This is a genomic window from Peribacillus kribbensis DSM 17871, assembly GCF_000430765.1.
GTDB lineage: Bacteria > Bacillota > Bacilli > Bacillales > DSM-1321 > Paraperibacillus > Paraperibacillus kribbensis.
On record NZ_KE387245.1, the window covers coordinates 89,966 to 115,668 of the forward strand.

General features: G+C 42.0%; 29 protein-coding genes, 1 tRNA gene and 1 pseudogene. 7 read left to right on the forward strand and 24 right to left on the reverse strand.

All coding sequences use genetic code 11. From position 1 onward, the window contains the following. Positions 1-33: 33 nt before the first annotated feature. Positions 34-273, forward strand: coding sequence for a hypothetical protein (locus H539_RS0126950; protein ID WP_155890304.1), 240 nt, complete (start codon positions 34-36; stop codon positions 271-273). Between the two features lie 93 nt (positions 274-366). On the opposite strand, the gene rbsB is transcribed toward H539_RS0126950, so the two are convergent. Genes rbsB through H539_RS0126980 form a run of 6 tightly spaced genes read right to left on the reverse strand, consistent with a single transcriptional unit; the run spans position 367 to position 6,035 of the window. Beyond that, positions 367-1,284, reverse strand: a complete 918-nt coding sequence (rbsB, locus tag H539_RS0126955; protein ID WP_026696110.1) for a ribose ABC transporter substrate-binding protein RbsB — start codon at positions 1,282-1,284, stop codon at positions 367-369. A gap of 16 nt (positions 1,285-1,300) precedes the next feature. Beyond that, positions 1,301-2,275 (reverse strand): ribose ABC transporter permease RbsC, encoded by a 975-nt coding sequence (rbsC, locus tag H539_RS0126960; RefSeq protein ID WP_051348831.1) that lies wholly within the window; start codon positions 2,273-2,275, stop codon positions 1,301-1,303. Position 2,276: 1 nt separating this feature from the next. Further along, a complete protein-coding gene (locus tag H539_RS0126965; protein ID WP_026696112.1) occupies positions 2,277-3,758 on the reverse strand; it encodes a sugar ABC transporter ATP-binding protein in 1,482 nt (493 codons plus the stop codon). A gap of 18 nt (positions 3,759-3,776) precedes the next feature. Then, complete coding sequence (rbsD, locus tag H539_RS0126970) at positions 3,777-4,172, reverse strand: D-ribose pyranase (RefSeq protein ID WP_026696113.1); 396 nt, start codon at positions 4,170-4,172, stop codon at positions 3,777-3,779. A 2-nt stretch (positions 4,173-4,174) separates the two neighbouring features. Next, positions 4,175-5,053 (reverse strand): ribokinase, encoded by an 879-nt coding sequence (gene rbsK / locus H539_RS0126975; RefSeq protein WP_026696114.1) that lies wholly within the window; start codon positions 5,051-5,053, stop codon positions 4,175-4,177. Further along, entirely contained in the window at positions 5,046-6,035 is a 990-nt protein-coding gene (locus H539_RS0126980; protein ID WP_026696115.1) for a LacI family DNA-binding transcriptional regulator, read from the reverse strand. The genes rbsK and H539_RS0126980 overlap by 8 nt, the downstream gene beginning before the upstream one ends. A gap of 177 nt (positions 6,036-6,212) precedes the next feature. On the opposite strand from H539_RS0126980, the gene H539_RS0126985 reads away from it, so the two are divergent. After that, positions 6,213-6,296 (forward strand) — tRNA-Leu (locus H539_RS0126985). Positions 6,297-6,661: 365 nt separating this feature from the next. Here H539_RS0126985 and H539_RS0126990 read toward each other — a convergent pair. The 5 genes from H539_RS0126990 to H539_RS33245 all read right to left on the reverse strand — a co-directional run bounded on the left by H539_RS0126990 (position 6,662) and on the right by H539_RS33245 (position 10,790). Next, complete coding sequence (locus H539_RS0126990; protein WP_026696116.1) at positions 6,662-8,164, reverse strand: malate:quinone oxidoreductase; 1,503 nt, start codon at positions 8,162-8,164, stop codon at positions 6,662-6,664. A 712-nt stretch (positions 8,165-8,876) separates the two neighbouring features. After that, the gene (locus tag H539_RS0126995; RefSeq protein ID WP_026696117.1) at positions 8,877-9,533 is read right to left on the reverse strand and encodes a permease prefix domain 1-containing protein; all 657 of its coding nucleotides are present in this window, start codon (positions 9,531-9,533) and stop codon (positions 8,877-8,879) included. Beyond that, positions 9,530-9,856 (reverse strand): PadR family transcriptional regulator, encoded by a 327-nt coding sequence (locus H539_RS0127000; RefSeq protein WP_026696118.1) that lies wholly within the window; start codon positions 9,854-9,856, stop codon positions 9,530-9,532. Before H539_RS0127000 ends, H539_RS0126995 begins: the two co-directional genes overlap by 4 nt. Before the next feature lie 145 nt (positions 9,857-10,001). After that, complete coding sequence (locus tag H539_RS0127005) at positions 10,002-10,412, reverse strand: DUF4395 domain-containing protein (RefSeq protein ID WP_026696119.1); 411 nt, start codon at positions 10,410-10,412, stop codon at positions 10,002-10,004. 252 nt (positions 10,413-10,664) lie between these two features. Continuing rightward, positions 10,665-10,790, reverse strand: a complete 126-nt coding sequence (locus H539_RS33245; RefSeq protein ID WP_281171487.1) for a hypothetical protein — start codon at positions 10,788-10,790, stop codon at positions 10,665-10,667. On the opposite strand from H539_RS33245, the gene H539_RS33505 reads away from it, so the two are divergent. Next, positions 10,754-11,347: a cytochrome c oxidase assembly protein gene (locus H539_RS33505; protein WP_169816051.1), complete on the forward strand. Its 594-nt coding sequence runs from the start codon at positions 10,754-10,756 to the stop codon at positions 11,345-11,347. The genes H539_RS33245 and H539_RS33505 overlap by 37 nt on opposite strands. A gap of 12 nt (positions 11,348-11,359) precedes the next feature. On the opposite strand, the gene H539_RS0127015 is transcribed toward H539_RS33505, so the two are convergent. The 10 genes from H539_RS0127015 to H539_RS0127055 all read right to left on the reverse strand — a co-directional run bounded on the left by H539_RS0127015 (position 11,360) and on the right by H539_RS0127055 (position 19,556). After that, positions 11,360-13,033 (reverse strand): glycerol-3-phosphate dehydrogenase/oxidase, encoded by a 1,674-nt coding sequence (locus H539_RS0127015; protein ID WP_026696120.1) that lies wholly within the window; start codon positions 13,031-13,033, stop codon positions 11,360-11,362. A gap of 168 nt (positions 13,034-13,201) precedes the next feature. Further along, positions 13,202-13,759 carry a glycerol-3-phosphate responsive antiterminator gene (locus tag H539_RS0127020; protein ID WP_026696121.1) on the reverse strand — a complete coding sequence of 186 codons (558 nt, stop codon included), beginning with the start codon at positions 13,757-13,759 and terminating at the stop codon, positions 13,202-13,204. A gap of 99 nt (positions 13,760-13,858) precedes the next feature. Next, entirely contained in the window at positions 13,859-15,349 is a 1,491-nt protein-coding gene (glpK, locus tag H539_RS0127025; protein ID WP_026696122.1) for a glycerol kinase GlpK, read from the reverse strand. 28 nt (positions 15,350-15,377) lie between these two features. Beyond that, complete coding sequence (locus tag H539_RS0127030; protein WP_026696123.1) at positions 15,378-16,202, reverse strand: MIP/aquaporin family protein; 825 nt, start codon at positions 16,200-16,202, stop codon at positions 15,378-15,380. A 336-nt stretch (positions 16,203-16,538) separates the two neighbouring features. Further along, positions 16,539-16,682 carry a lipid II flippase family protein gene (locus tag H539_RS33250; protein WP_342664050.1) on the reverse strand — a complete coding sequence of 48 codons (144 nt, stop codon included), beginning with the start codon at positions 16,680-16,682 and terminating at the stop codon, positions 16,539-16,541. Positions 16,683-16,738: 56 nt separating this feature from the next. Continuing rightward, a complete protein-coding gene (locus H539_RS33255; protein ID WP_281171490.1) occupies positions 16,739-16,915 on the reverse strand; it encodes a lipid II flippase family protein in 177 nt (58 codons plus the stop codon). Beyond that, on the reverse strand, positions 16,852-17,331 hold the full coding sequence (locus tag H539_RS0127035) for a small multi-drug export protein (RefSeq protein ID WP_026696124.1): 480 nt from the start codon (positions 17,329-17,331) through the stop codon (positions 16,852-16,854). Before H539_RS0127035 ends, H539_RS33255 begins: the two co-directional genes overlap by 64 nt. 176 nt (positions 17,332-17,507) lie before the next feature. After that, a complete protein-coding gene (locus H539_RS29890; RefSeq protein ID WP_425414774.1) occupies positions 17,508-17,684 on the reverse strand; it encodes a DUF1272 domain-containing protein in 177 nt (58 codons plus the stop codon). 75 nt (positions 17,685-17,759) lie between these two features. After that, the gene (locus H539_RS0127050) at positions 17,760-18,593 is read right to left on the reverse strand and encodes a nucleotidyltransferase domain-containing protein (protein WP_026696125.1); all 834 of its coding nucleotides are present in this window, start codon (positions 18,591-18,593) and stop codon (positions 17,760-17,762) included. Between the two features lie 84 nt (positions 18,594-18,677). Further along, a complete protein-coding gene (locus H539_RS0127055; RefSeq protein ID WP_026696126.1) occupies positions 18,678-19,556 on the reverse strand; it encodes a GNAT family N-acetyltransferase in 879 nt (292 codons plus the stop codon). Between the two features lie 179 nt (positions 19,557-19,735). Between H539_RS0127055 and H539_RS0127060 the strand changes: the two genes are divergently transcribed. Continuing rightward, a complete protein-coding gene (locus tag H539_RS0127060) occupies positions 19,736-20,524 on the forward strand; it encodes an arylamine N-acetyltransferase family protein (protein WP_026696127.1) in 789 nt (262 codons plus the stop codon). A 163-nt stretch (positions 20,525-20,687) separates the two neighbouring features. Here H539_RS0127060 and H539_RS0127065 read toward each other — a convergent pair whose 3' ends face one another. Next, positions 20,688-21,098: an anti-sigma regulatory factor gene (locus H539_RS0127065; RefSeq protein WP_026696128.1), complete on the reverse strand. Its 411-nt coding sequence runs from the start codon at positions 21,096-21,098 to the stop codon at positions 20,688-20,690. A gap of 175 nt (positions 21,099-21,273) precedes the next feature. After that, complete coding sequence (locus tag H539_RS0127070; protein ID WP_026696129.1) at positions 21,274-21,978, reverse strand: Na-translocating system protein MpsC family protein; 705 nt, start codon at positions 21,976-21,978, stop codon at positions 21,274-21,276. A gap of 460 nt (positions 21,979-22,438) precedes the next feature. Between H539_RS0127070 and H539_RS0127075 the strand changes: the two genes are divergently transcribed. Then, complete coding sequence (locus H539_RS0127075; protein WP_026696130.1) at positions 22,439-23,131, forward strand: Na-translocating system protein MpsC family protein; 693 nt, start codon at positions 22,439-22,441, stop codon at positions 23,129-23,131. A 142-nt stretch (positions 23,132-23,273) separates the two neighbouring features. Further along, on the forward strand, positions 23,274-23,456 hold the full coding sequence (locus H539_RS0127080) for a hypothetical protein (RefSeq protein ID WP_026696131.1): 183 nt from the start codon (positions 23,274-23,276) through the stop codon (positions 23,454-23,456). Between the two features lie 337 nt (positions 23,457-23,793). Here the strand turns inward: H539_RS0127080 and H539_RS33260 are convergent, their stop codons facing one another. Continuing rightward, on the reverse strand, positions 23,794-23,916 hold the full coding sequence (locus tag H539_RS33260; protein WP_281171491.1) for a hypothetical protein: 123 nt from the start codon (positions 23,914-23,916) through the stop codon (positions 23,794-23,796). A 322-nt stretch (positions 23,917-24,238) separates the two neighbouring features. Here H539_RS33260 and hmpA point away from each other — a divergent pair. Further along, positions 24,239-25,506, forward strand: a pseudogene (gene hmpA, locus H539_RS29900) (NO-inducible flavohemoprotein). The last annotated feature ends 197 nt before the right edge of the window (positions 25,507-25,703 follow it).

Here is a 25,703-nt window from a genome sequence, read left to right on the forward strand (position 1 = left end):
CACTTCCCTCCTTAATTTGGAATGGAGGAAATAATGATGACCTTAGAATTAGCTAAAAAGACGTTAAACACCTTGGCTGAATATCATAAAACAGAAATCACTTTAACCTTTGGTCGTGATGGAACCCCTATTCTATCTGTTTGTTTCTGGGATGATCTCTACCATGTAACGAAATTAGAAAGCATGGAGACTGTGTCTTATTATTATGCCAATACTACTTTATCTGCCATTCAGGATGGTCTTAATGAAGTTTGCCTGCGTGTCTTAAATTAAAGAACAGACTTTGTTTATACAACATATAGAGAACAGAAGGTATTTAGCAAAAAAAGGACCCATCTAATAAGATGGGTCCTTACGTTTTTAACTTTATTTCTTCGTAACTAGCTTCAGCGGTGCTGCGATATTCTTCTTCACTTTTTTGCCCTGCAGGACATCCCTTCCTGCATCAACAGCGAGCCTGCCGATTAATAGAGGCTGCTGGGCGACAGTTGCATCCAGTTTTCCTTCTTTGATCGCTTTAAGAGCGTCATCGTTGCCGTCAAAGCCCACCACCATGATGTTTCTTCCTGAACTGTTTATGGCTTCGATCGCACCGAGGGCCATTTCATCATTGTGAGCAAAAACAGCTTTAATGTCTGGCTTTGCCTGAATGATATTTTCCATGACATTCAATCCTTTTGACCGGTCGAAGTCTGCAGATTGTTTTGCGGTCACCTTCAGGCTGTGATCGGCAATGTTATGAAATCCTTTTCCTCTTTCCCGGGTTGCCGATGCACCTGGAACTCCCTCCAGTTCAGCCACTTGTGCATCCTTGCCAGCCTTTTTCACAATATAATCGGCAGCCATTTCTCCACCCTTAACATTATCAGAAGCTACTAAAGCTTCCACTTTTCCCTTGTCTGCAGATCGGTCAAGAGTCACGACCGGGATGCCGATGTGGTTGGCAGATTGCACTGCAGAAGATACGGCAGCTGAATCTGCAGGATTGATTAACAGGACATCCACTCCCTGTTGAATCAAATCTTCGACATCATTTGCTTGTTTTGCCGAGTCATTTTGGGCGTCCACTACTTTTACAGACATCCCCAGTTTTTTTGCTTCTGCTGTCACGCCATCTTTCAATGAAACGAAGAATGGGTTGTTCAGCGTTGAAACAGATAAACCAATTTTAATATCTTTTAAGTTTTCTTTTTTAGCTGGCTTAGCCCAGCCTGGCGGTTCCATGGAACACGCGCTCAAAAGCAAGAGTATCAGTGACATGAATAAAACAGATAATTTTTTCATAATTGCTCCTCCTGGCTTATGCTGATTTCTTGCGGTCCAGCAATACAGCGATGATAATGACGATCCCTTTTACAACCATTTGATAGAAAGAAGATACTCCAAGGAGATTTAACCCATTGTTTAAGGTTCCGATAATCAAGGCCCCGATCAATGTGCCAAAGATCCTTCCTTTTCCACCGGACAGGCTTGTTCCTCCTAACACGACGGCTGCGATCGCATCCAGTTCATAGGATGTTCCCGCTGTAGGCTGTGCGGAGTTTAAGCGGGAAGTCAGGATAGCTCCAGCCAAGGCTGCCAGCAAGCCAGAAAGGCCATAAATCATCACTTTTACCTTTGGAACTTTAATGCCTGAAATCAATGACGCTTTTTCGTTTCCTCCAATCGCATAGGTATTTCGTCCGAAGGGGGTTTTTTGGAGTACAATGAACAAAACCACGAAAGTAATAATCATCGTAACTGCCGGAACTGGTATTCCAAGGAAATATCCCCGGCCGAACAATTGGAATAAGCGGTTTTCCCCTAGACCCGTGATGGGGTTCCCGTCGGTATAAACCATTGTCAGTCCCCTGAACAGGGTCATGGTAGCCAGAGTGGCGATAAACGGCGCCATTTTCCCTTTTGTTATTAATAATCCATTGATGATACCCATCACACCGCCGAGAATACAGCCAACAAGGATGGCGATCATCGGATCCAGCCCGGAAACAATCATGCCTGCTGTTAATGCACTTGATAGTGCAAGAATGGCCCCGACAGATAAATCAATGCCGCCAGTCAGGATCACAAACGTCATTCCAAATGCAATCAATGCATTTATGGATACCTGCCTAAGCAGATTTAAAATGTTTAAAGGTTCAAGAAAGCTGGGATTCAAGATGGAAACGATAATAAATAAAATGATCAACCCAAGCAATGGGCCAAGTTTCTGCGTCACCGAACCAAAAATATTGGACTTTGCGGCTGGTGTACCTTCATTGATTGCTGCTTTCATGTTACTGACCTCCTGTTGCTAATGTCATAATTTTTTCCTGTGTTGCTTGACCCATTGGCAATTCCCCGGTGATCTTTCCTTCATGGATCACAAGGATCCGATCGCTCATTCCCAGTACTTCCGGAAGCTCAGAAGATACCATGATAATGGCAACCCCGCGGCTGGTAAGCTCATTCATGAGTTCATAAATCTCCCTCTTTGCGCCTACGTCCACTCCCCGGGTGGGTTCATCCAAAATCAATACCTTGGGGCCTATGCCTACCCATTTGGCAATCACCACTTTTTGTTGATTTCCGCCTGAAAGGTTTCCTACTGCCGTTTCGGCTGATTCTGTCTTAACTGTCAGACGCTTGATCAGCATATCGACAAAATCAGACTGGTTTTTTTCATTGATAATTCCTTTAGGGGCAAAGCTTGCAAGCGTAGGCAGCACCATATTTTCTTTTATCGAGAAATCCAGGATCAGTCCCTCTTCCTTCCGGTTTTCCGTGATGAATCCGATACCGGATTCAACAGCCTTGGAAGGTGCTTTAATGGTCACTTTGCTTCCATTCAGCCAGATTTCCCCGCTGTCGAGAGAATCCAGCCCAAAGATGGCGCGCATGATTTCTGTTCGTCCGGCTCCCATTAATCCAGAAATCCCGACGATTTCACCCGCTCTAACTGAGAAGCTGACGTCCCGGAATACTCCTGATTTTGTAAGGCCCTTAACTTCAAAGATGGTTTCGCCGGTCTGCGGATTGCGCTTAGGATACCGGTCGGTCAATTCTCTGCCGACCATTTTTTTCACCACTTCATCGAAATTGGTTTCAGGTATCGGCTTTGTATCAACCGTTTTTCCATCCCGCATCACGGTAATCCGGTCACAGATCGCAAATATTTCTTCCATCCGGTGAGAAATATACACGATGGATACGCCTTCCTTTTTAAGGGAAGAAATCACCTCGAAAAGCTTCGCTATTTCTCTTTCCGTCAAGGCGGCAGTCGGTTCATCCATGATGATGACTTTTGCATCGGTCATTAAGGCCTTGGCTATTTCAATCATCTGCTGTTCACCAACGGAACAGCTCCCCGCCTCTTTATCAAGCGGAATGCTGACTGCCAATCTATCAAACTGGCTTTTTGCCAACGCTTTCATTTTATTTGTGTTTAATAAACCGATTGATGTTTTTATTTCCTTGCCGATAAACAGATTTTCCAAAACGGTCATATCCGGCCAGATATTCAGTTCCTGGTGAATGAACGTGATTCCATTCTGTTCCGCTTCTTTTGGATTTGAAAAGGAAGTTTCCGTTCCATCAATAAAGATGGAGCCCTGATCCTTTGGATGCAGCCCGGTCAGGACATTCATCATGGTTGATTTTCCAGCGCCGTTTTCTCCCATCAGGGCATGCACTTCCCCAGAAGCTAGATCAAAGTCCACTCCGGCTAATACTTGGTTGGTTCCAAATGCTTTATAGATGTTACGCATCTCAATATGCATGTTCATCACCTCGATTTTTTAGAAAAATACTCCCGATTGTACGATACAATTGGCATACGGCCTGATTTCGCCGGTACGGATCACCGCTTTAGCCTGCTTGGTCAGTTTCTTAAACTCTTCATGCGGAACCTTTTCCTGCAGGCTGTCAGCAAATTTTGTTTTCAAATATTCGCTTGCCTCCTGGTTAACCTCCTCAATTTCAGAGGCCATTACCACTTTTTCCACCACCATGTCTTCAAAAATAGCTTCAACAACCTCTTTGAAGGAAGGAGTTCCGGGTTTGATGGCTAAATCGATCTTTAAAACGCCATCAGGCACCGGCAGTCCTGCATCTGCTATTACGATCGTATCTGTATGGCCAAGGTCGGCCAGGACCTTGGAGATATGGCTGTTCAATATACCATGCTTTTTCATGATCAATAGCTCCCTTCGATTTCACTTCTCATCGGCATGCCGCCCTGCGCCCCGAATTTTGCTACTGAAAGGGATGCGGCTTTATTGGCAAAACGCATGCTTTCCTGAAGATCCCTTCCCTCAGCAAGTGCCACTGCAAAGGCTGCGTTAAAAGTATCTCCTGCACCTGTTGTATCCACTGCATCCACTGGATAAGAAGGAACAAGTACTTCTCTTTCACCGTCGAAATATCTGACCCCATTTTTCCCTTCGGTAATAAATACCTTGTTTGGGTACTGCTTCAGCGCCGCATGGATATCGTCCTGCCCGAACAGAATCGCTGCCTCCAATTCATTAGGCGTAATATAGGCAGCATTCTCGATCACCTTTTGTCCAATCGGCCGTGCAGGAGCAGGATTCAGTAAGAGAGGAACATCATGTTCCCTGCAGATTTCGCTGACATATTCAACTGTATCTTCAGGGATTTCCTGCTGGATAAGGACGATATCGGATTCCCTTATTCTCTGCAGAGCTTTTTCTACAAACTCAGGAGTCACCTTTTTGTTGGCTGCCTCCACAACAATTATGCTGTTATCTCCTTCGGCGAGTGTAATATGAGCGGTGCCGCTTTCCATACCTGTAACCGGTTCCACATAAGACGTATTGACATGATTTTTCGTGAAATTATCCAAAATTTCTTTTCCGAAGGAATCATCGCCGACACAGCCTATCATATATACTTCTGCTCCCAAGCGCGCTGCTGCCACTGCCTGGTTTGCCCCTTTGCCGCCCGGTACTGTTTTGAAGGATTCCCCCATGATCGTTTCCCCGGCACTTGGACGTTTGGAAGCGGTGACAACTAAATCTATGGAAGAACTTCCGATCACCGTTATTTTAGCCATTATTCCCATCCTTTCTTGTGGTCTGCCTCTCTATAAATGTAACTGGCAGTTTTATATTTTTTTGTTCTACAGCCTTCCCTTGTATCATCTTGATCAATAATCCTGCTGCCTCTCTCCCCATTTCGTATGCAGGCTGTCTGATCGTGGATAAAGAGGGATAGAGCAATTTACTCAATGGAATATCATCGAACCCAATAATTTGCAGGTCTTCAGGAATGCCTTTCCCTGTCCGGAGTGCTTCATGAAGGATGGCCGCTGCCACAATATCATTGCTGGCAATAATGCCATCTGTATCCGGATATCGCTCAAATAATTCCCTGGCACTTTCTTCTGCATCCTCAAAAGCAAAAGAACTGGTATTCATAACATTAAATTCAACGTTTAATGTGCAAATTTCATCAATTGCCCCCTTGAAGCGGTCCTGAGCTGTCTTTAATTCTACGGGGCCTCTCAAAAGCGTGATCCTTTTGCTTCCCCTTCTTACAAGCTCCCTGACAGCCATTTTTCCTCCATCTACACCATCTGCATATACGGAGGGGTGCTGATCTGTAGTCCTGTCGAGAAAAACAACAGGAAAGGAAAGTTCATCATAAAAGCTGATATCTTTATTGCTTGTTGCTGATATGATACCGGTTACATGATTTTGTTTAAAGGTATGTACATATTCCGATTCCTTTTCAGGTTTTTCATCAGCGTTCCCAATCATAAGCCGAAAGTCATGCGCCTGTATTTCATCTTCAACGCCGCGGGCCAGTTCAGGAAAAAACGGATTGCGGATATCAGGAAGAAGCAGCCCGATCAATCTGGACTTTTTATTGTATAAGGAACGTGCGACCTCATTGGGCCGATAATTCAGCTGCTGAATCGCATCATGAATCAACTTTCTGGTATCTTCATGAACATATCCCTTATCATTTAAAGCCCTTGAGACCGTTGCTACCGAAACCCCCGCTCTCTTCGCTACATCACGTATGGTCGCCAATTGTGTCACCTCTCTAATTGTGGAACCGTTTACACATAAAACAATAGCATACGATTTTTAATTGTGCAAGAAATATATTTTAATAGATTGTTGAATAAAAAATTTTCCTGAAAAAGTATTAGGTGCTTGTTTTTCAAAAACAGACATGGTATATTATTTTCAACAGCAAGTTCATAAGCGGATGTGGCGGAATCGGCAGACGCGCTAGATTCAGGTTCTAGTGGTAGCAATACCGTGGGGGTTCAAGTCCCTTCATCCGCATCAAAAAAGAGGTACAGATATTATATCTGTATCTTTTTTTTATAATTCTTTTGCACATACGCTTTTTCAAACCATTATGACGATAGCCGTTATTCTTACAATGATTTTCCTTTTCTTCGATAAAGTAAATACAGTGATAAGAAAAATGACTGGAAAGTTTGGGCTGCAGGAAATGCATCCAGAATCTTTTTTATTTTTCATGCAATCGTGAGTACTTTTGGATACATTCTTATTCTTTAACCCTAAAATCCTAATTTTACTCCATCCCCCCTTTTCGATAGTAACTAAAAAGAACCTTTAATCTCGTCAAGCGATCAAAGGTTCTTTTTGGTTAATCCATTAAATTCCTAACTTCATACAAGGAATTAACTATACACACGCACTTTCTTTTCATTGAGACCCAGTGATTGAGTGGTTGACTCGAAAATTTCTTTGAAAAGTGCTGGATTTTCAGACAATGATTTTCCATACGATGGAATCATTTCTTTTATTTTTGGTTCCCATTCTTTCATATTTTGCGGGAAGCATTTTTGTAATACATCAAGCATAACCTGAACCGCAGTTGAAGCACCAGGAGAAGCTCCAAGCAGCGCAGCAATCGAGCCGTCGGAAGCACTGACCACTTCTGTTCCAAATTGAAGTGTTCCTTTGCCCGCCTCTGTGTCTTTGATCACCTGAACACGCTGGCCGGCTACGACTACATCCCAGTCCTCCGTTTTAGCGTTAGGAATAAATTCCCTAAGCTCTTCCATACGCTTTTCATTGGATAATAGAACCTGCTGGATCAGATACTTGGTTAATGCCATCTCTTTTACGCCGGCAGCAAGCATCGTAAGAACATTATTTGGTTTGACGGAACCGATCAGATCAAGATTGGAACCGGTCTTCAGGAACTTAGGCGAGAAGCCTGCGAACGGTCCAAACAGCAATGTCTTTTTATTATCTATATATCTGGTATCAAGATGCGGCACAGACATTGGCGGAGCACCGAGCTTTGCTTTGCCGTATACTTTTGCATGATGCTGCTCAGCCACTTCCGGATTATGACAGACCATAAAGAGGCCGCTGACGGGGAATCCTCCTATATGCCTTGACTCAGGAATGCCTGTTTTTTGCAGCAATGGAAGACTTCCGCCCCCTGCCCCAATAAACACAAATTTTGCAGTATGTCTTTCTGTAGTGCCGTTTGCAAGGTTTTTCACTTTGACTTCCCATAAACCATCACTGGTTCGCTTTATATCTTCGATGCTGTGTCTGTAGTTAATTTCCACGTTTTCCTTCGTTAAGTGGTCAAACAGCAGGCGTGTTAAAGCGCCAAAATTGACATCGGTTCCAGTATCAATCTTTGTGGCTGCAATCGGGTCATTAGATGACCGGCCCTCCATAACCAGCGGAATCCATTCCTTGAGCTTTTCAGGGTCCTCAGAGTATTCCATTCCCTGGAATAAAGGATTATCTGACAGCGCTTTAAATCGTTTTTTCAAAAATGATACATTGTCTTCCCCGAGTACTAAACTCATATGAGGAATGGGCATGATAAATTTCTCTGGATTTTGGATCAAATTAGCATTTACGAGAAAAGACCAAAACTGACGGGAAAGCTGAAATTGTTCGTTGATACTGATGGCTTTTGAGATATCTATAGATCCATCCGCCTTTTCGGACGTATAGTTAAGCTCGCATAGTGCAGAATGGCCGGTCCCTGCATTATTCCATTCATTCGAGCTCTCTTCTCCAGCCTTTGAAAGTTTTTCGAACACTTTGATTTCCCATTGAGGTGCTAATTGTTTAAGCAACGCTCCCAGAGTAGCGCTCATCACTCCGGCACCTATTAAGATAACGTCTGTTTTCTTCTGTATGCTGCTCATTATATCCTTCCTTATCGCCTGTATTTGCAAAAAGCAGGCGCTCCTGCTAAGGTCCTACAAAAAGCAAGGCACCGCCTATGAACACACCTTTGTGGATTTTATAACCATTTCATATACTATTATAATGATTTCTGTTTGAAATATCTATTATTTACTGATAATTATAAACTATTTATCTAGCAAAAACATTTAGCTAATTACATACTTACCTCTTAGGATCAGCTGACTCTGTAGATTATGAGCTTGGCTATATGTTTTTTCTGTATAATTTATTTTAGACCTAATTCTCATCAAATTGCAAACGCTTTATAGACGTTAAGCATAAATTTTCTGGTTTATGGCCGCAGCATTACGGTACCCTTTATTCCATAATCATATTTCAAAAGAATATTTTTAAAAGTTCGCTCAGTTTCTGATCGACCTAATCTTCTTTAGTTAACTTGTCTGTTATTCTTTAAATACCCATTCTTTAGGTGATAAATCATTTCTAATTTATTCAAAAAATCCAACGAGGTTCATGTAGAAGGACAAACCAGGCTGTTTTCCTGGGCAGAATCAGTATGGAGAGAGCTACTTTGCATTTTTTGCTATGTTTAGAATCTTATTCCGTTTTCCTCCAAAAAACTAAAGGTTAATGAAACAGTCCATTAAATGCCTGCAGCAGTTATCAAGCTCAACAAAAGTGGTTTTTTTTTCTTACCCTACGCTTTACTCAAAAGGTTCTTTTCTCTTTTATTTTATTTTTACTCCGTACGAAAAGCAAAGTGAATAGCTCCCGTCCCAAAAGAAAGGCCAAGGACCCGATTGGGACTGCAAACAAATCCAGCCATAATCCATTCTGGTATTGTTCCGGATGCTTTATTAATGAAAAAGACATTAAAAATCCTATAAATAACGAAGGAATAAGATAGAAAGACCATGGATTTGTGAGCCACTTCTTTTTAAACTCTGCTCTTACCGCTTCAAATAACAATTCCCATAATCCTGCCAGAGCCGCAAACATGCTGACAACTGCTGCCACAGAGCCGGTATCAAGTGAAAAATCGTTATGTGGCGTGTAATATTTCGTGGCCGAATAGGAAATAAGGCATATCAGGGCAGTTGCAAAAACCGCGCTCCATAGAAAACGGATCACTTTATAATAAGGTAACATGGTCTTTTTCAGCTCCTTATTTAGTTTTCTTTCATTGCCAAATGACTCAATAGCGCATTCCACAGCCTCTTCCACTGTACATCCTTTAATCAGCAGTTCATTGATATGTTCATTGAGATGGAAGGCGAGTTCTTCCCTGACTTCTGTTCTTTCCTCCTTAGTAATGGGGAGTCCCGAAACGATAGCATCGAGATATTCCTCTATTTTAGTCTTCATGATAAACCCTCCGCAGCCCTGCCGATCAATTGTCCGATTTCTTTCCAGCTTTTCAATTTTTCCTCGAGTGTCTTCCTCCCCGTATCTGTAATGGAATAATATTTCCTCCTATTTCCATCAGTTTCCTGACTCCAGTAAGCCGAAACGCTCCCTTTTGATTCCAGCCTCTTGAGCGCTGGATAAAGAGTCCCTTCATTCATATGGTAGGTTTCGTTGCTTAATTGACGAAGCTTTTTAGTCATTTCATAGCCATAACAATCCTTTACCCTCAGCAGGGAAAGCAGCAAGATATCAATACTTCCCTTCATTAACTCCCGATCCATTCCATAACTTACAATATTTTCTAGTTGCATTGTATAACAATGTATATCGTATAACAATGATATTTTTCATTTTCTTACTTACACGGTAAAAAAACACATAAAAAAAACCCTTAGCTGTGTCTGCTAAAGGGTCTGCTTATTGTCATTATTTTGTTATTCCTCTTTTATACTTCCACATCATATAACGATATCTAATGAAGCATCCGATGCAAAATCCCATTAAAGCTACCCCGGCAGCGATGAGAACCATGATTGAAAAGGCGTAGGCTAAAATAGTAAAGCCCAGACCGAAGGAAATCAGCGATAAGCCTAGGCAGACAGTCGCGATCCATTGATTAAACAGCTGCTGCTCCCTGTCTTCCATTATATATTCGGACACTGGTTTTTTTAGGAATCGTTTTCCTGTTAAGATTACGGGATTCTTTTTTGTAAACAATGTGTATAAACCGATGGCAAACGGAAGTATGAGTATGAGTTTATAAGAAAGCAGTGCGGCTAGAACACTTACGACAATAAATGATTGATTAAGCTGGACCAATGGTTTTGGGATGCCCATTTAATACCCTCCTGATGAAATCTATATTAGTTTCCTATTTATCATAGCGATTTACTATGATTTATGTAATGAAGATACCACATTCTTATCCAGCTGTATACTTTTTTATACGATTGATCACTCACTTCTCCTTATGGCATGGAAAATAGTGGAGTGGAAAATTGATTGGTGCTGGAGGATTCCAATTGTATGATGGTACAATTCAGCACAAAATCTTGCGGATTCATCAGATCCGTTATACCGGCCATCTCATTATGTACGATCTAATGGAATATATCCGCTGCCTTCATCATCATCCTGGGCGTTTTTCTTCTTATTTTTACCCGGAATCAGGCCCGGCATTGAAGAAGGAAAGGTGTCATGAACCATACTATGCACATAATACCGCCGTCAGTTCCACTTATTCGGTGGTACCTCAGCTATTCTTGATCCTGCCCTTTATTTTAGTACTATTAATATATATTCATGCAGTATGCATTTCAAACCGTCATCAGAAAAAATGGCCTTTCTATCGCAGTCTCTTATGGTTTTTGGGGGTTTTTCTTGCCATGACTGCAGTTGCTGGCCCATTAGGCAGTCGTGCTCATATGGACTTTTCCTTCCACATGATCAGCCGTCTATTACTTGGAATGCTCGCTCCTTTGCTTATGGCTGCAGCTGCACCCATCGCTCTTTTGCTGTGTACATTAAATACAGCCTTGGCCAGACGTCTTTCGCTGATTCTTAGGAGCTGGCCATTAAGAATCATTACACATCCTATTGTCACCTCCCTGCTGAATGTTGGAGGACTTTGGGTATTGTACAAAACCAGGCTTTATAGTCTCACAAATGAGAGTATGCTGATCCATATCTTCGAATGGGACTTGTTCCTGAGCAATAAATGCCCGCAACATATAAAACCCACAAAATATACCTTTTGTGGGTTTTTCCTATGATATATCTTACATTCATCCTAATACCACCCGATCCTTCTGCAGGTCAACAGGTATTACAGCATCTTTTAATTCTTTTTCAAGTTCTTCCTGATAGGCTGCAGCATCCTTCGTGCTCCATCCAAGCCTTGCCGCCATGAATTCCTGTACTTCTCTTTTCCATCTGCGCACCCAGTCGATATTAAAATATAGGGCACCTGTCCGCCGGATAAAGAAATCCACCGGCTTTGCTGTCATTTCATGTTCAATGGCATAAAGGAGACGGGCGTATACCATTCGATTAAGCTTGAGTCCTGCTTCTTGATCAAATTGTTTTCCGTATTGGAAAAGCAAATCGATATTAGAGCCGTATGTTTTGGCAAGAATTCTTCCTTCTTCTTCTGTGAAGCCATAAGAGACCGCTTCGTTCTCTTTTCGGGAAACAAAGGCTGGGAATTCCTTTGAGCCTCCCACATTCCCACCTGATATTTTATACGTTTTAGTATTGGACATCTTGAAGACCTTTCCATCCGGATCCAGCCGCTTAGAAATCAAGTTAACGACCGATTCAGCCATTTTCCTGTATCCTGTAAGCTTTCCGCCGGCAATAGTGATCAAACCGCTGTCTGCTTCCCATATCTCATCCTTCCTAGAAATTTCAGATGGATCTTTTCCTTCTTCATAAATTAAGGGCCGTACACCTGCCCAGCTCGATTCCACATCTGTTTCCTGGATCCTGACCTGTGGAAACATATAATGGATGGCGTTTATAATATAGGCACAGTCTTCTGCGAGCACTTTTGGGTGTGCGGTCTCTTGATTATAGAAGGTGTCTGTTGTTCCTACATAGGTCTTTCCATCTCTCGGAATGGCAAATACCATACGTCCATCCGGTGTATCAAAGTAGACTGCCTGCCGAAGCGGGAAAACGGATTGGTCCAATACAATGTGTACTCCCTTTGTCAGCCTTAGGCGCTTGTTGTTTTTGGAATAATCCTTATCACGGATCTGATCGACCCATGGACCTCCTGCATTGACTACTTTTTTGGCTGAGATCTCAAACACATGCTTAGACAGCATATCTTTGGCTTTGATTCCTTTAATGATTTTATCTTGGTAAATAAAATCCTCTGCTTTTACATAGTTCACGATATGTGCCCCATTTTCAAAAGCTGCCTTCATCACTTCAATCGTTAAGCGGGCATCATCTGTGCGGTATTCCACATAATATCCTCCGCCACGGAGGCCATCCTTTTTCACAAGAGGTTCTTTTCTCAATGTTTCTTCAGCTGATAGCATGGAACGCCGTTCAGATCTTTTTACGCCTGCCAAAAAGTCATAAACCTTCAAGCCGATGGAAGTGCTCAGAGGACCAAATGTACCGCCTTTATGCATAGGCAGCAGCATCCACTCAGGCGTGGTTACATGAGGACCGTTTTCATAGACGATGGCACGCTCCTTCCCTACTTCGGCCACCATTCCTACCTGAAACTGCTTTAAATAACGTAGTCCGCCGTGAACCAGCTTGGTGGAGCGGCTGGAGGTTCCTGCCGCAAAATCCTGCATTTCGACTAAAGCCACTTTCATGCCTCTTAATGATGCATCAAGGGCAATACCTGCTCCCGTGATTCCTCCGCCGATCACCAAAAGATCATAAGTATCCTTCGACATCGTTTCCATCAGGTTTTTTCTTGATAAGGTTGAGAACATGTAAATTCCTCCCAAAGCTTTTATTAGTTTAAATACCCAAAAATATGAAAAAAAAAGAGACCAAAACTAGGTTATAGCGAAATCTATAACTAAGCCTTGGTCTCTCCGAATCTCGAACCGAAATATTAACTTAATTGAAGTATACCATATTTTTCAATCTTGTAAAGGTTAAGCTTGAACTTCTGAAGCATAATGCGCCCATATCTCTTTTTTAGAAGTAGAAATGAATTCGGCACCTGCATCCAGAATACTCTGGGCTTCCGTTACAGTACGGATTAATCCTCCAGCGATGATTTTTGTATGGGTCCGTTCTTTGATCTCCTTGATCATCCAGGGCATCAGTCCTGGAAGGACCTCCACATAATCCGGCTTCGTCCTGTCGATGATCCTGAAGGTTTTTTCAAGCGCATGGGAATCCAATAAAAACATCCGCTGAATGGCCAGGACTCCCTTTTGCTTTGCTTTTAAAATGACGCTGGATTTTGTTGAAATAACCCCATAGGGCTTGAATTCCTGGCAAATGAATTCTGTCCCAAATTCATCATTTTTCAAGCCTTGGATTAAATCCACATGATAAATCATTTTTTTATCATGCTCTTTTGCCATTTTAGCCACATGCTTCAACTGGGCAATATGGAGATCTAAAAAAATCCCAATTTCATAAGGACTTTCCAAAAACTTCTCAAAATCTTTATATGAAGTGGATGCGGGTAATATTTTTTGCATACAAGCCGCCTCGCTTTCTATTAGCCTGATTAATAATTCCTATTTTACTATTTTACCTGACTCTTCGAAAGCTTTGTGAAGCGGCGGAGCGATCTCCCGTTATTTGAATGCCATGGCGGCTTTGACTGCTTTCTGCCATCCGCCGTACAGTTCATTTCTGTTTTCTTCAGCCATCTTCGGCTCAAAGGAGCGGTCAATCGCCCATTGTTTGGCGATTTCCTCCTGGCTTTCCCAATACCCGATTGCAAGGCCGGCCAGATAAGCGGCTCCCAGCGCGGTTGTTTCATTAATGACCGGGCGCTCAACAGGAACATTCAATAAATCACTTTGGAAGTCCATCAATAAATTATTCATAACGGCGCCGCCGTCAACACGGAGTGTCTTCAGCTGGATGCCGGAATCCGCTTCCATGGCAGACAGAACATCCTTTGTCTGGTAAGCCAGCGATTCAAGGGTAGCACGGATAAAATGCTCCTTGTTTGTTCCTCTGGTAAGGCCGAATACAGCTCCCCTTACATCACTGTCCCAGTATGGGGTGCCAAGGCCTACAAAAGCCGGAACGACATACACTCCGTCCGTTGATTCCACTCTTGAAGCATAGGTTTCTGAATCCTTTGCATTCTGAAGCATCCTGAGGCCATCCCTCAGCCACTGAATGGCAGAGCCTGCCACAAAAATACTTCCTTCCAGTGCATATTCAACCTTGCCGTTCAGTCCCCACGCTAAGGTAGTGAGCAGTCCGTGCTCGGATTTTACCGCTTTATCTCCTGTATTCATCAGCATGAAACAGCCGGTGCCATATGTATTCTTAGCCATTCCCTCTTCAAAGCACGCCTGGCCGAATAAAGCAGCCTGCTGATCACCCGCCACCCCGGCAATTGGGACTTCCCTGCCAAAGAAATGATAATCCACTGTATTGGCATAAATTTCTGAAGAAGGCCTTACCTCTGGCAGCATAGATTCAGGCACCCCTAATATCTCAAGCAGCTCCTGATCCCATTTCAAATCATAAATGTTGTACATGAGGGTGCGTGAAGCATTGCTGTAATCCGTCACATGGGCTTTGCCTCCGGAGAGCTTCCAGATCAACCATGTATCGATGGTGCCGAACAATAGCTTCCCCTGCTCCGCTTTTTCTCTTGCGCCTTCTACGTTATCGAGGATCCACTTTACTTTCGTGCCGGAAAAATAAGCATCGATCAGGAGTCCGGTTTTCTCCCTGAACAAATCATTGTAACCCTTTTCTTTTAATTCGTCGCAAATTCCACTTGTCTGTCTGGACTGCCATACAATCGCATTATAAACGGGCTTACCTGTTTCACGGTCCCATACAACCGCTGTTTCCCTCTGATTGGTAATTCCAATTCCGGCAACCTGCTCAGGCTGAATCCCTGATTCCGCAAGGGCGCTCGCGATGACCGCTAAAATGGAGCCCCAGATTTCATTTGCATTATGCTCGACCCAGCCCGGCTTAGGAAAGATCTGCGTGAATTCCTTCTGTGCAGTATGAACGATTTCTCCTTTTTTGTTGAAAAGAATGGCCCTTGAACTTGTAGTTCCTTGATCCAAAGATAAAATATACGTTTCCATACAAATTCTCCCCTAACCATAAATTTTTTTATGCGCTGATCTTTGATGCATCCATTTCTCCACTTTGTCTTTTCCCACCAAAGTAAGCAATAAGCAGGACGGCGATAAGTCCGATGGTGACTGTCCAGAATGACCCGGAAACCTTGCCTGTAAATACAGCCTTATAAAAGACAGCGCCGAAAGCTCCGCCTAAAAGCGGTCCAACAACAGGTATCCACGAATAGCCCCAATTTGAGCTTCCTTTTCCCGGGATGGGAAGAAGAAAATGTGCGATTCGCGGTCCAAGGTCACGCGCCGGATTAATGGCATATCCGGTTGTACCCCCCAGCGACATACCGATTACGACAATCAGGAGGCCGACTGCTATTGGGTTAAGTCCTTGTGTGAATTTATTTGCCCCGATAAACAAGAGCCCCAACACCAAAATGAAGGTACCGAAAATTTCACTGAACAAGTTCGAAAAAGTGTGCGGGATCGCCGGGCCCGTTGCGAATACACCAAGCTTTGCACCTGGATCGTTCGTTGCTTTCCAATGTGGAAGATAATGCAGGAAAACAAGTGCTGATCCCAGTATAGCACCAATCATCTGGGCAAGTATGTAGCCTGGCACATCCTTCCATGGAAATGAGCCGTCGATGGCAAGTGCGAGTGTGACAGCCGGATTCAAATGGGCCCCGCTCACCGATCCTACCGCAAATACCCCCATCGTAACCGCAAGGCCCCAGGCAATCGTTATAACGATCCAGCCAGGATTGTTCGCATAGGATTTATTCAGCGACCCGCCAGCTCCTATACCGGCTCCAAATACAATCAGAATCATCGTACCAATGACTTCCCCTAAAAATGGTGACAAGAAAAACCCTCCCTTTATTATTTTTGATTTTTGGAAAAACTTTGGACAAAAAATAAGGAGACTCATACAGAAATAAAACCGCCTAAAGGTTCAATCTGTGTGAATCTCCTCATCTCCGTCACAATTCTTAACTTGTAATTATAGTTTAGGACATAATGAAAACGCTGTCAATCAAAAGTGTGAGGATTTTTTGATATATTTTGTTACTGAGGATTTCGATGGTTTACACTTTATTTTTAAGATCTATAGCATGCTGGATCTTTTATTCGTCAGCATACCTAACTTCATGCATCGGAGAAACCATGAGTCCATGCACATTGTTTTAATAGGTTATCTTTAAATCCAATTTGAAAACCAAACCACATAATAAGCTCCAGGTATAAAAATTACCTGAGCCAGCAGTGTCCCGAAAAATTTGGAACCGACCATGGCGACCGAATGACTTTTTAGCAGGACATAAGGGCTTTGTTTCTTCACCACACGATCTGCTAGGACGGATGCCTTGGGGTCAACAAATATCGTCAGCAGGTTCGTATCTAGTTTATAATACCTGAGGACATGATGGCCGCTGCTTTATTTTCGGGATTCAAAATAGAAGCATAAAGAGAGGCAAGCACTCCTGCCGTATAAACTCCGGTTCTTTCAAAAATTAACGGGTTACATGTAAAAAGCTGAATCCATAGACCGAGCCAATTGCAAATATAACCGTCCATATTCCAAGACTGATAGTCATCCAAACTACGACTCTCAGTTTGGAGGAGCCGAAGCTCAATGCCAAAATGGCTGCAATATCAGTTCCTATGATGACAGGCGCCAATAGGGCAAGTCCTGGTATTCCGTATTTTTCCCATATCTTCCTGGACCGGGTTTCCTGCTTGAACATCTTGGAGCTTCCTTTGAGCTCCATCCTGCTTTTTCTCCAGGCAGAAATTCTCTTAAAAAATATGCCTAACAATATAATCAAAAGGAAATTCCCCAGAAAGACCACAATACTTACGGGTATAGGTGGAAGTCCCCATAAAATCCCCAACGGCACCATAAGCGAAACATCCACCCAGGGAGCCGCAGAAAAGATAAACAAAACAACGTACTGCCATGCTGAACCAGCATGCTGAGCCCAATCAAGCATTCTGACCAATCCTTTAATTCTTTTACTTCCTCTTTTTAGAATGTGATGTTTTTTCCATTACTTTCCTTAATTTCATTATTATAGATGATATATAGAAATTTATAAAGGGAATTTCTGTAAGTGGTTTCGAATAGGAAAATACGAGGACCCGGGAGCATGGTCCTCATGCATTCTCCTTAGAATATCCTTTCCGGGCTAGATTCTATTCTTCTCTTAGGGCGTTTTACCAGCTCCCCTCCGCAATTCGGACAGACAAGCTCCATTTCTTCGGAGCATCCTGGGCAGTATGTGCATTCATATGTACAAATATAAGCACCCGAAGCCACATGGAGCTCTTTACTGATTTCTCGCATGCCTTTTACATTTCCAAGGCCATCCTTATTTCCTCTCATACTGTGATTCTTCCGTTTTTCAATGAAAATCCCAGGCTAGTCTTCTACACGGCTTCCTTTCATGTCTTTTCGGAAGGCCGTCAAGTCAATCTCTGGGAGAGCAGTATCCACGATTCCGATTGTTTCCAGCAGCAGATTTTCCAACTCTATGACACTGCCGCTGTTTCCAGGTGTAAGGATACTCCGGATCCGGTTTTCCATTCCATCGGGTTTGACCGTCATTTTGCTAAGGGTATAGCTAAGCCATTTAAAGCCGGGATGTACAATAAACATGGAGTTCACCCCATGAAGGATGGTTAGGATCTTTTCAATGACCTCAGAGACTGTTTTTTGGTAAATGAAGAAATCCTGACGATCCAGGAAAGCTTGGCGTGCTGCCCACCTGCTGCTGAAAAACAGCTGACTTTCCACCATATTTTTTTGTAATTCTCTTGGAAAATCTGCACATCGGGATTTAAAAGATGCAATTACATCCTTTCCCTCCAATGGTATGCCATCCTGGATGGAGGCAGCGATCGCCTGATGGTCGATGTTCCAGACTTTTTCCTGAAATACCTTTGTGATTACTCGGTCAATGGTCGAAGTTAAAAAACTGCTTACCTCTATTTTGATTCCCTTCACCCGGTAAGCCTCCGACCACTCTTCATCCTCATAATCAAAGAACGATAGGATTTCTCCATCCAGCAGTTCAATAACCTGTTTGCGATCCGAATCAGATGGCGCATCTTTCCATAATATGTATAACTCGATATCAGAATGTGTATCACAAAGTCCCCTTGCGACAGAGCCGGCAAGCATAACCCCCTCTACTTTTGGCTGCAGAATATATATTTCAGCTAAGTCTCTTGCTAATTGTTCGAAATGATTCATAAGGCTTCCCCTTTTATTTTTTATATTAATATGATATTCCCAATTGAACGATATCATCTAGATTGCTGTGTTGAGTAGTATTCCCTACGCCTGTGAAGTGATCGGATGTTTAAATGCTTCAGGAAGTATAACGCCGCTTTGGTTCTTAATAAATAAAACATTGGTATCCTGATATGGCGATTTCAAGAAAGGCAAATGCTCTTGCTCAGGAGTGTAATGAAAATAGATGTATGCAGATTCTTTGTCAGCAAGTGTACAAATAATGTTTTCCAGACTGAAGGACTTAGGGGAAATGATGTCAAATATATGAAGGATATTCCCGTCCTGCTGACATATCACAATGGCATCCTCATGTGGGATATAGTAAATATTTTCCGGAAAGACATTCATACAGTAAAACAAATTCAGATTTACTGTATGAATGGCCGTTAAGCTGCCAGATCCCGGCCTCCGGTTAACAGCCAGCTTTGTTATAAACTGAAGATCTTTCGTGGAATTTCCATCCAATTTCTGAAAGGTCAGTCTATTTCCTTTTATTTGGTTGAAGTATAAAGAAAAAAGCGTTTCTTCTACTCTCTCAAAACCAAATTTGGGATAATAGTCAAGGACAGATTGATTGGCGAAAAGGTAGACAAGATCATACATAGAAACATCCTTTAACACCATTTCCATCAGCTGCCGCGAATATCCTCTGCCTTGGAAATCCCGATGGGTCATGACTGTGCCAAGTTGAACGGCCTTTACTTGTTTTCCTTTTATCAATAAATCTACAAGATTCACGGATACATTTGCCACAATTTTTCCGTTATGTGCAAAAGAATAAGGCACATAAGCCTGACTCCAGCAGCCGGCTTGATACCACTCTTCAAAATGAATTCCGAACGTTTCCACCGCCAAGGTGTTAAAGCTTTTTCTTAGCCTTTCATTGTTTTCATAATCCTTTACAAACATTAATTCATCCAAGTTTTCACCTTCTAATTAAAGATCAACATGTCTCTATAAAGATATTTTAAGCATTTTTCCCTTTAAATGGTCAAATATTTGTGATTAGGTTCATTTCTTAAAAAACGCCTGCTATAAGACTGTCAATTACTCAAGCAGCAGCTTTCAAGGTATAATTAGGAAATAAGGAGGCAATAATCATGACCATACTGAATGAAAGCTTCAGAAAAAGGATTGGATTTCCCCTAAGAGAGACTTTAACATTTGATAAATTAAAACTAGTGCTTAAAAAAACTGCACAGACCATACCTTTTGAGAATACTTGCATTATGTCCCAGATGACAGCCCCCATTACTAAGGAATCCCTGACAAAGAAAATCATAGATCAAAAAGAAGGCGGATTATGTTACGAGCTGAATGCTATTCTATATTTCTTTTTAATGGAAAATGAGTTTCATGTATCCATGATCCGAGGCATCATTTTCGATCCGCGGCAGGAAACGTGGAGTTCGACCGGCAAAACTCACGCTGCCATTCTTTTGAATCATAAAGGCACAAAATATCTAGTGGATACAGGATTTGGAGGAAACCTTCCCCTCGTGCCAATTCCATTGACAGGCGAAGTTATGAAGACCCCAACCGGAGAATTTAAAGCAGTAAAAAAGGAGACGGAATATGGAGATTATCAGCTGAAGATGAAATTGAAGTATAAGCACACTGAATTTCAGACAGGCTATGCATTTAATTCACAGGAGACCTTCACAGAAATGATTCCTCTAACGGAGATTCAGGAGATCATCCTTAAGAATCCAGAGTCCCCTTTCAATAAACAATATCTCATCACCCTCCTTACACCGGGGGGAATCGATATCTTAACTCCTGCAGCCTTTATCCGGAGGCAGGATGGAAAGGAGACGAAGGAGGAAATTAATGAGGCACAATTTAAATATCTGGCAAAACTCCATTTCCAATTAAGCAATCTGCAGTAACCAGAATCTCTCAGTCAAAGGCTGTTTCTTCACAGGAATCAGCCTGTTCTCTATTTAAAAAGGGAACGCATGTATTACTGAAACAAATATTTCTGTTTCTTCTAAGTCAGGGAATTGGGCAATTGTAAAATAATATCCAGCATCGGTTCTTAGTGTAAGAGAATCAATGCCTATATCCATTAAACCATTTAATTATGCTTATGATTGTGCCATTCGAATCTGATTCGATTTGGAATTCATCCATCAATTTTTTTACCCCTCCAAGCCCTGCCCCAAGCCCTCCGGATGTTGAAAATCCTGTTTGCATGGCCTCTCGGATATCCTTGATTCCGGGACCTTTATCAATCGCGGTAATCTTTAGGCCGAATTTTGTATTTCTTATCACCTCTTCAAAGGTAAATAAACCTGTTCCTGCATAGCGGTATATATTTCTTGCCAGTTCGGAAATGGCAGTAACGATCCTGGCTTGATCGACTGCATTATAATGATAGGACGCTGAAAGCTCTCTTCCCGTTTTTCTCACAAGCACGATGTCTCTTTCATTATTGATTTCTACTGTGATTTTTTTATTCATACGCTATCCTATCTCCAAAAACAAAAGGCTAAAAGCATAAACTATTGATCCGCATTCCATTTTATCCTTTTTCATAATTTCCTCCCGGGCAAGAATATTGGGGTCTGCCAATAAAAAAAGCCAAAAAGAAGATACATGTCCTTCTTTTGGCTTATGCCTAGTTCTGTCGCCTAGTTCATTCCTGCCTTAAGTTATTCGGTTTCAAGATAAAGATTGTACTGCTCTGGTCTAATTCAAAATCCCATGTAACGAATGCATTTTCGATCTTTGCCTTAAGATAGTTCTCAAACGCTGGTTTATGCTTTAAAAGCAGTCTTTTTTCCAACTTTCTTTTAGCTACAATCAATGTTTCCTGGAAATTAAGAGATATTAATTCCTTTTCGATGCTGACTAAAATTTTATCTCTTATGATAAGCAGGGTCCTCGGATTGATCAGGAACGAAGATACCTTTTCTGGTGACTTTTCCGCTTCCATGCTCACTTTCGATATTACAGAGTGAACCGAATCTTGATCTGTATATGAATAGTCGGAATCGTTCGGTGTATTTTCTTCACCTATTCCGATAAACATACCCGATTGAGTGGAAAGGTTCCAATCATAATAAAATTCCTTTAACTTTAACCCAAAATGTTCAGAAATATAAGCCTTAATATCTTCTATCAACGTTTCCATCAGCATATCCCTGATTTTCTGAACGTATGTATCTTGGTCTCTATTCATAAGCCTGCTTTCAACCGGAGTTAAAAAGTCCTTGATATATATGGTTATATAAGGTTTGGCGATAGTAGCATAAACTGATCCGGGCCCTTTTCCGAAGTTCTCCCTGAGCAGCCTTCCGATATAGCTCCCCAGTTCTTTTTCTCTGCTTCTGATTATCATTGACGCCATCCTTTAAGAACATAGCTTTATTGTCTAGTTCTCTTAAAATAAAAATTCAGTAGAAATTTCCCGGAATGATGATGTTCCAATTTACTCATACATTCTACAATTTCCTTCTTAATTCCTTCTATTATTAGAAATAAAAAAATATATTCCTGTCAGCTTGCCTGTTTGTTAAAAATGACTGTACAAAAAAAGAAAAAGACCTTGAAATACGTTTTTTAATGAAAGAACCTGGGAATTTAATCAGTAAGATCCTGGAATCATACAAATATACATTTGTTTAGAACAAGACCAGTTCTCACATCCAATTAAGTGGTCCGTTTTTTTTCGATTGCAAACTATCTTCAAAAGATTCTAAAAAATAGAAGCAAAGGACCTTTTCAACTTGGATAGTTAAATGTTAAAATTTAGCTGGGGAAGAGGAAATATTGCTTCTTTCTCTCTAGAGGGTGAAGAAATGGATTATAAAGTACAGCAGACCAAACTTGCCAATAATTTAGGGAAGCTATTGCGGGACAACTTTGGAAAAGGACCGCAAAGCATAAATGTGATTATTTCCCTTCCTTATGTCATGGTATATGTGCGAGGATTTATTTCTCCTATGGAACAGGTCCTTCTTGACCAGAATCAGGAATTGACTGTTAAAACAACCAGAGAATTTTTAATGAAAACCATTGATCCTGAAATCAGGGGGCAAATTCAGGGAATTACCGATATGGAAGTACAGCATATCTATTATGATTGGAATCTGGAAAAACAATCGGGCATTTTTGTAGGAGTTTGTAAAAATACCTCTCCTGATCTGCTTTCGCAATATGATTATAAAGCCAAGGATCGCATACACGAAGAAATCGTACAAATCAGCGAGCAAGCAGAAAAGGCGCCCCGATTTGTATCTTCTTATCTAATAAGCCCACGGGCCTTAATTGTCTTCAGGGAAGGAATCCTGGTACCGATCGAACGGCAGTTGATTTCACTCGGATTTAATGAAACCCTTCGTGTCGCAAAAAGACATCTTGAGGGAGAAATGCTCCAAAATAACACTCACTTCCCCACAATTTTACAGTCAAAGATTATCGATACTTTTGTAGATTGGGATTTTGATCTTGACAATAGCGTGATTACGTTGATTTTAAAGCCTGAAGAATAAAACGGCAGTAATGAATTGGACAAAGTACTGTGCCAATCATAAGCCGGAAGAACAGGGACTCCTCTTCTTTCGGTTTTTTTGTTTTTCCGAAAGCTGAGGTACCGCAGATTTCTCATATACTGCATTAGAAAGGATTTATTCGATGAGAAATGAACTAGAGATTTTCTTAAAGGAACTCCGTCTCTTGCTTCATGATTATGCAGCTTGTGCCAACCCCTCAGCAAGAAATGAAATCTTGAAAGATATTCGATTATTAATTCAATGTCTCGATCAATTAGCCGAAACAGCTGAAAGGAAAGCATCGGATTCTGCGATGCAGATTTAAAAGCAAGATAGGCTGTTTTTAAAATCATCAAATCGGCTGCAGATCATTCAATCTGCAGCCTTTGTTTTCTGTTTAGGGATAGCTGCCCTGCTTCATACATTTTTTTATTTCCCTATTGAAAATAAAAGGCTATTTTCGCAATCTTTATGGCTTAGGAGCAACGAGGCTGGTTTCCGCTGAAGGATGCCCGCTTTCCGCGGGGCTGGCGGTGTGTCGTACTAGAAAGCCACAATCTCTTAGAAAAGATCCAAATAAAAAAAGGCTCCGAAAAGAAGCCCAAAGATCGCCGCATAAAAATCGTATAATAGTGCGGAAGGTATTCTTTTTTAGAGTTTTGTCATTCGTCCGAAGAAATGTGTTCCAAATCCGGGCCAGAAGAGCTGGAATCCTGAGGTTTTCGCTCTGTGAAAAATGTCCCGAGCTCCTGCTTCAGCTTCTCTTCTGACTTTTCCTCGTACATAGCAGCACCTCCCTGTATGAAAACAGCAATTGCGAAATCGAAGCCAATGTCCTGCATGCTTCAATCTGCAAAGCTTATTACACCTTATACCTAAACTCCCTTTGTATGAAACAAAAATTTGGTGTTTCACCTGAAAAAAGATAGGAATTACTTAGTTTTCACATGCAGCAAGCGAGTCTTTGTTACCATTCCTGCACTGGTCAAGAATAGAAGAATTGCCCGGACTATACTTTCAAGCTGGAGTTCTGCCAGAAAAGTATATGGAACCCACCTCTTGGGAAAAGTACCAAAATACGCTGATTTAATATGAGGAGGTTTCTTGATGCATCAAAAGTATGTTTGGAAAGATGTGCTTAAGACATTAAAACAGCTTGATTCAAAAACCCTTGAAATCGTAAAAGCTACGCTCCCGGTCGTAAGGGAGCATGGAGAAGCCATCACAACCCGCTTTTATGAGCGTCTGTTTGAGAAGCATCCAGAGCTGAAAAATGTCTTTAATATGACCCACCAAAAAACTGGGCACCAGCCGCGCGCCCTCGCAAATGCGGTATACGGGGCTGCAGCGAATATTGAGGATATGAGCTCGATCATGCCGGTATTGGAGAGAATCGGACAAAAGCATAGAAGCTTGCAGATTAAGCCGGAACATTATCCCATTGTCGGTGAAAATCTGCTCATGGCAATCAAGGATATACTTGGGGATGCTGCCACAGATGAAATCATCGGTGCCTGGGCGGATGCTTATGAAGTGATTTCTGATGTGTTTATCAGGATGGAGGACATATTGTATAAGACATCTGAAACACAGAAAGGCGGTTGGGCAGGCTTCAAACCTTTTATCATTGAGAAAAAAGTGAAGGAAAGCGAAGTCATTACTTCCTTCTATCTTAAACCCGAAGATGGAGGGGAACTTCCCGGCTTTATTCCTGGTCAATATATTACAGTCAAAATTGAAATTCCCGAAGAGGAATATACCCATCTCCGGCAATACAGCTTATCCGACCGCCCCGGGACAGGCTACTTCAGGATCAGTGTAAAGCGGGAGGATCCCATTGAAGAAGGATACCCGCCGGGAGTGGTGTCCACGGATCTGCATACCCTGTTCAGTGAGGGAGATAAACTGCCATATCTGCTCCAGCAGGAGATTTTTATTTAGATGTGGAAAGCACTTCCCCAGTTGTATTAATCAGCGGAGGAGTCGGGCTCACCCCCATGATGTGCATGCTGAACAGCATAGTGCATGATCAGCCTGAAAGGAACGTTTATTTTATACATGCTGCCATGAATGGGAAAGTTCATGCCTTTAAAGATTATGTAAAGGACCTTACCTCAAAACATAAACAGGCGGAATCTTATGTAGTCTATCAGAGTCCGGATGAGGAAGACCGGAAGGCAGGAAATTATGATAAAGAAGGATATTTGGATCTAGAATTCCTTCAAAAAGTACTTCCCTCCAAGGATGCCAGCTTTTATTTTTGCGGTCCCCCGCCATTTATGAAGGCAGTTAATGCAGCGCTTAAAAAATGGGGCGTTCCTGAAGAATATATTCATTATGAATTCTTTGGCGCCTTTGGCGATTTAGAAGGATAATCCATATAGGAGGAAGGTTTTTTTATAGCCTTCCTCTTTCTTGTGACATAGATAGCTGCTTTTCTAAAGAGTGAAGAAAATTTCACTGGGGATCCCCTCAAATCCTGCATATGAGACAGGTTATATCTTCGAATGACAGCCGGACATAGTTTCGCGGAGTTATTCCTGTGATTCTCCCACGCAGTAGGATCAAATAA

Excerpts from the sequence above, each read along its gene's own strand:
- H539_RS0127065 (WP_026696128.1), bottom strand. The coding sequence starts at position 21,098 with ATGAATAAAAAAATCACAGTAGAAATCAATAATGAAAGAGACATCGTG.
- H539_RS0127070 (WP_026696129.1), bottom strand. The coding sequence starts at position 21,978 with ATGATAATCAGAAGCAGAGAAAAAGAACTGGGGAGCTATATCGGAAGG.
- H539_RS0127005 (WP_026696119.1), bottom strand. The coding sequence starts at position 10,412 with ATGGGCATCCCAAAACCATTGGTCCAGCTTAATCAATCATTTATTGTC.
- H539_RS29890 (WP_425414774.1), bottom strand. The coding sequence starts at position 17,684 with ATGCGAGAAATCAGTAAAGAGCTCCATGTGGCTTCGGGTGCTTATATT.
- H539_RS0126950 (WP_155890304.1), top strand. The coding sequence starts at position 34 with ATGATGACCTTAGAATTAGCTAAAAAGACGTTAAACACCTTGGCTGAA.
- H539_RS0127020 (WP_026696121.1), bottom strand. The coding sequence starts at position 13,759 with ATGCAAAAAATATTACCCGCATCCACTTCATATAAAGATTTTGAGAAG.
- H539_RS0127000 (WP_026696118.1), bottom strand. The coding sequence starts at position 9,856 with ATGGATCGGGAGTTAATGAAGGGAAGTATTGATATCTTGCTGCTTTCC.
- H539_RS0127035 (WP_026696124.1), bottom strand. The coding sequence starts at position 17,331 with ATGCTTGATTGGGCTCAGCATGCTGGTTCAGCATGGCAGTACGTTGTT.
- H539_RS0126965 (WP_026696112.1), bottom strand. The coding sequence starts at position 3,758 with ATGCATATTGAGATGCGTAACATCTATAAAGCATTTGGAACCAACCAA.
- rbsD (WP_026696113.1), bottom strand. The coding sequence starts at position 4,172 with ATGAAAAAGCATGGTATATTGAACAGCCATATCTCCAAGGTCCTGGCC.
- H539_RS0126990 (WP_026696116.1), bottom strand. The coding sequence starts at position 8,164 with ATGAGCAGCATACAGAAGAAAACAGACGTTATCTTAATAGGTGCCGGA.
- H539_RS0127060 (WP_026696127.1), top strand. The coding sequence starts at position 19,736 with ATGACCATACTGAATGAAAGCTTCAGAAAAAGGATTGGATTTCCCCTA.
- rbsK (WP_026696114.1), bottom strand. The coding sequence starts at position 5,053 with ATGGCTAAAATAACGGTGATCGGAAGTTCTTCCATAGATTTAGTTGTC.
- rbsC (WP_051348831.1), bottom strand. The coding sequence starts at position 2,275 with ATGAAAGCAGCAATCAATGAAGGTACACCAGCCGCAAAGTCCAATATT.
- H539_RS0127075 (WP_026696130.1), top strand. The coding sequence starts at position 22,439 with ATGGATTATAAAGTACAGCAGACCAAACTTGCCAATAATTTAGGGAAG.
- H539_RS0127050 (WP_026696125.1), bottom strand. The coding sequence starts at position 18,593 with ATGAATCATTTCGAACAATTAGCAAGAGACTTAGCTGAAATATATATT.
- H539_RS33260 (WP_281171491.1), bottom strand. The coding sequence starts at position 23,916 with ATGTACGAGGAAAAGTCAGAAGAGAAGCTGAAGCAGGAGCTCGGGACA.
- H539_RS0127015 (WP_026696120.1), bottom strand. The coding sequence starts at position 13,033 with ATGTTCTCAACCTTATCAAGAAAAAACCTGATGGAAACGATGTCGAAG.
- rbsB (WP_026696110.1), bottom strand. The coding sequence starts at position 1,284 with ATGAAAAAATTATCTGTTTTATTCATGTCACTGATACTCTTGCTTTTG.
- H539_RS33255 (WP_281171490.1), bottom strand. The coding sequence starts at position 16,915 with ATGGACGGTTATATTTGCAATTGGCTCGGTCTATGGATTCAGCTTTTT.
- H539_RS0126995 (WP_026696117.1), bottom strand. The coding sequence starts at position 9,533 with ATGAAGACTAAAATAGAGGAATATCTCGATGCTATCGTTTCGGGACTC.
- glpK (WP_026696122.1), bottom strand. The coding sequence starts at position 15,349 with ATGGAAACGTATATTTTATCTTTGGATCAAGGAACTACAAGTTCAAGG.
- H539_RS0127080 (WP_026696131.1), top strand. The coding sequence starts at position 23,274 with ATGAGAAATGAACTAGAGATTTTCTTAAAGGAACTCCGTCTCTTGCTT.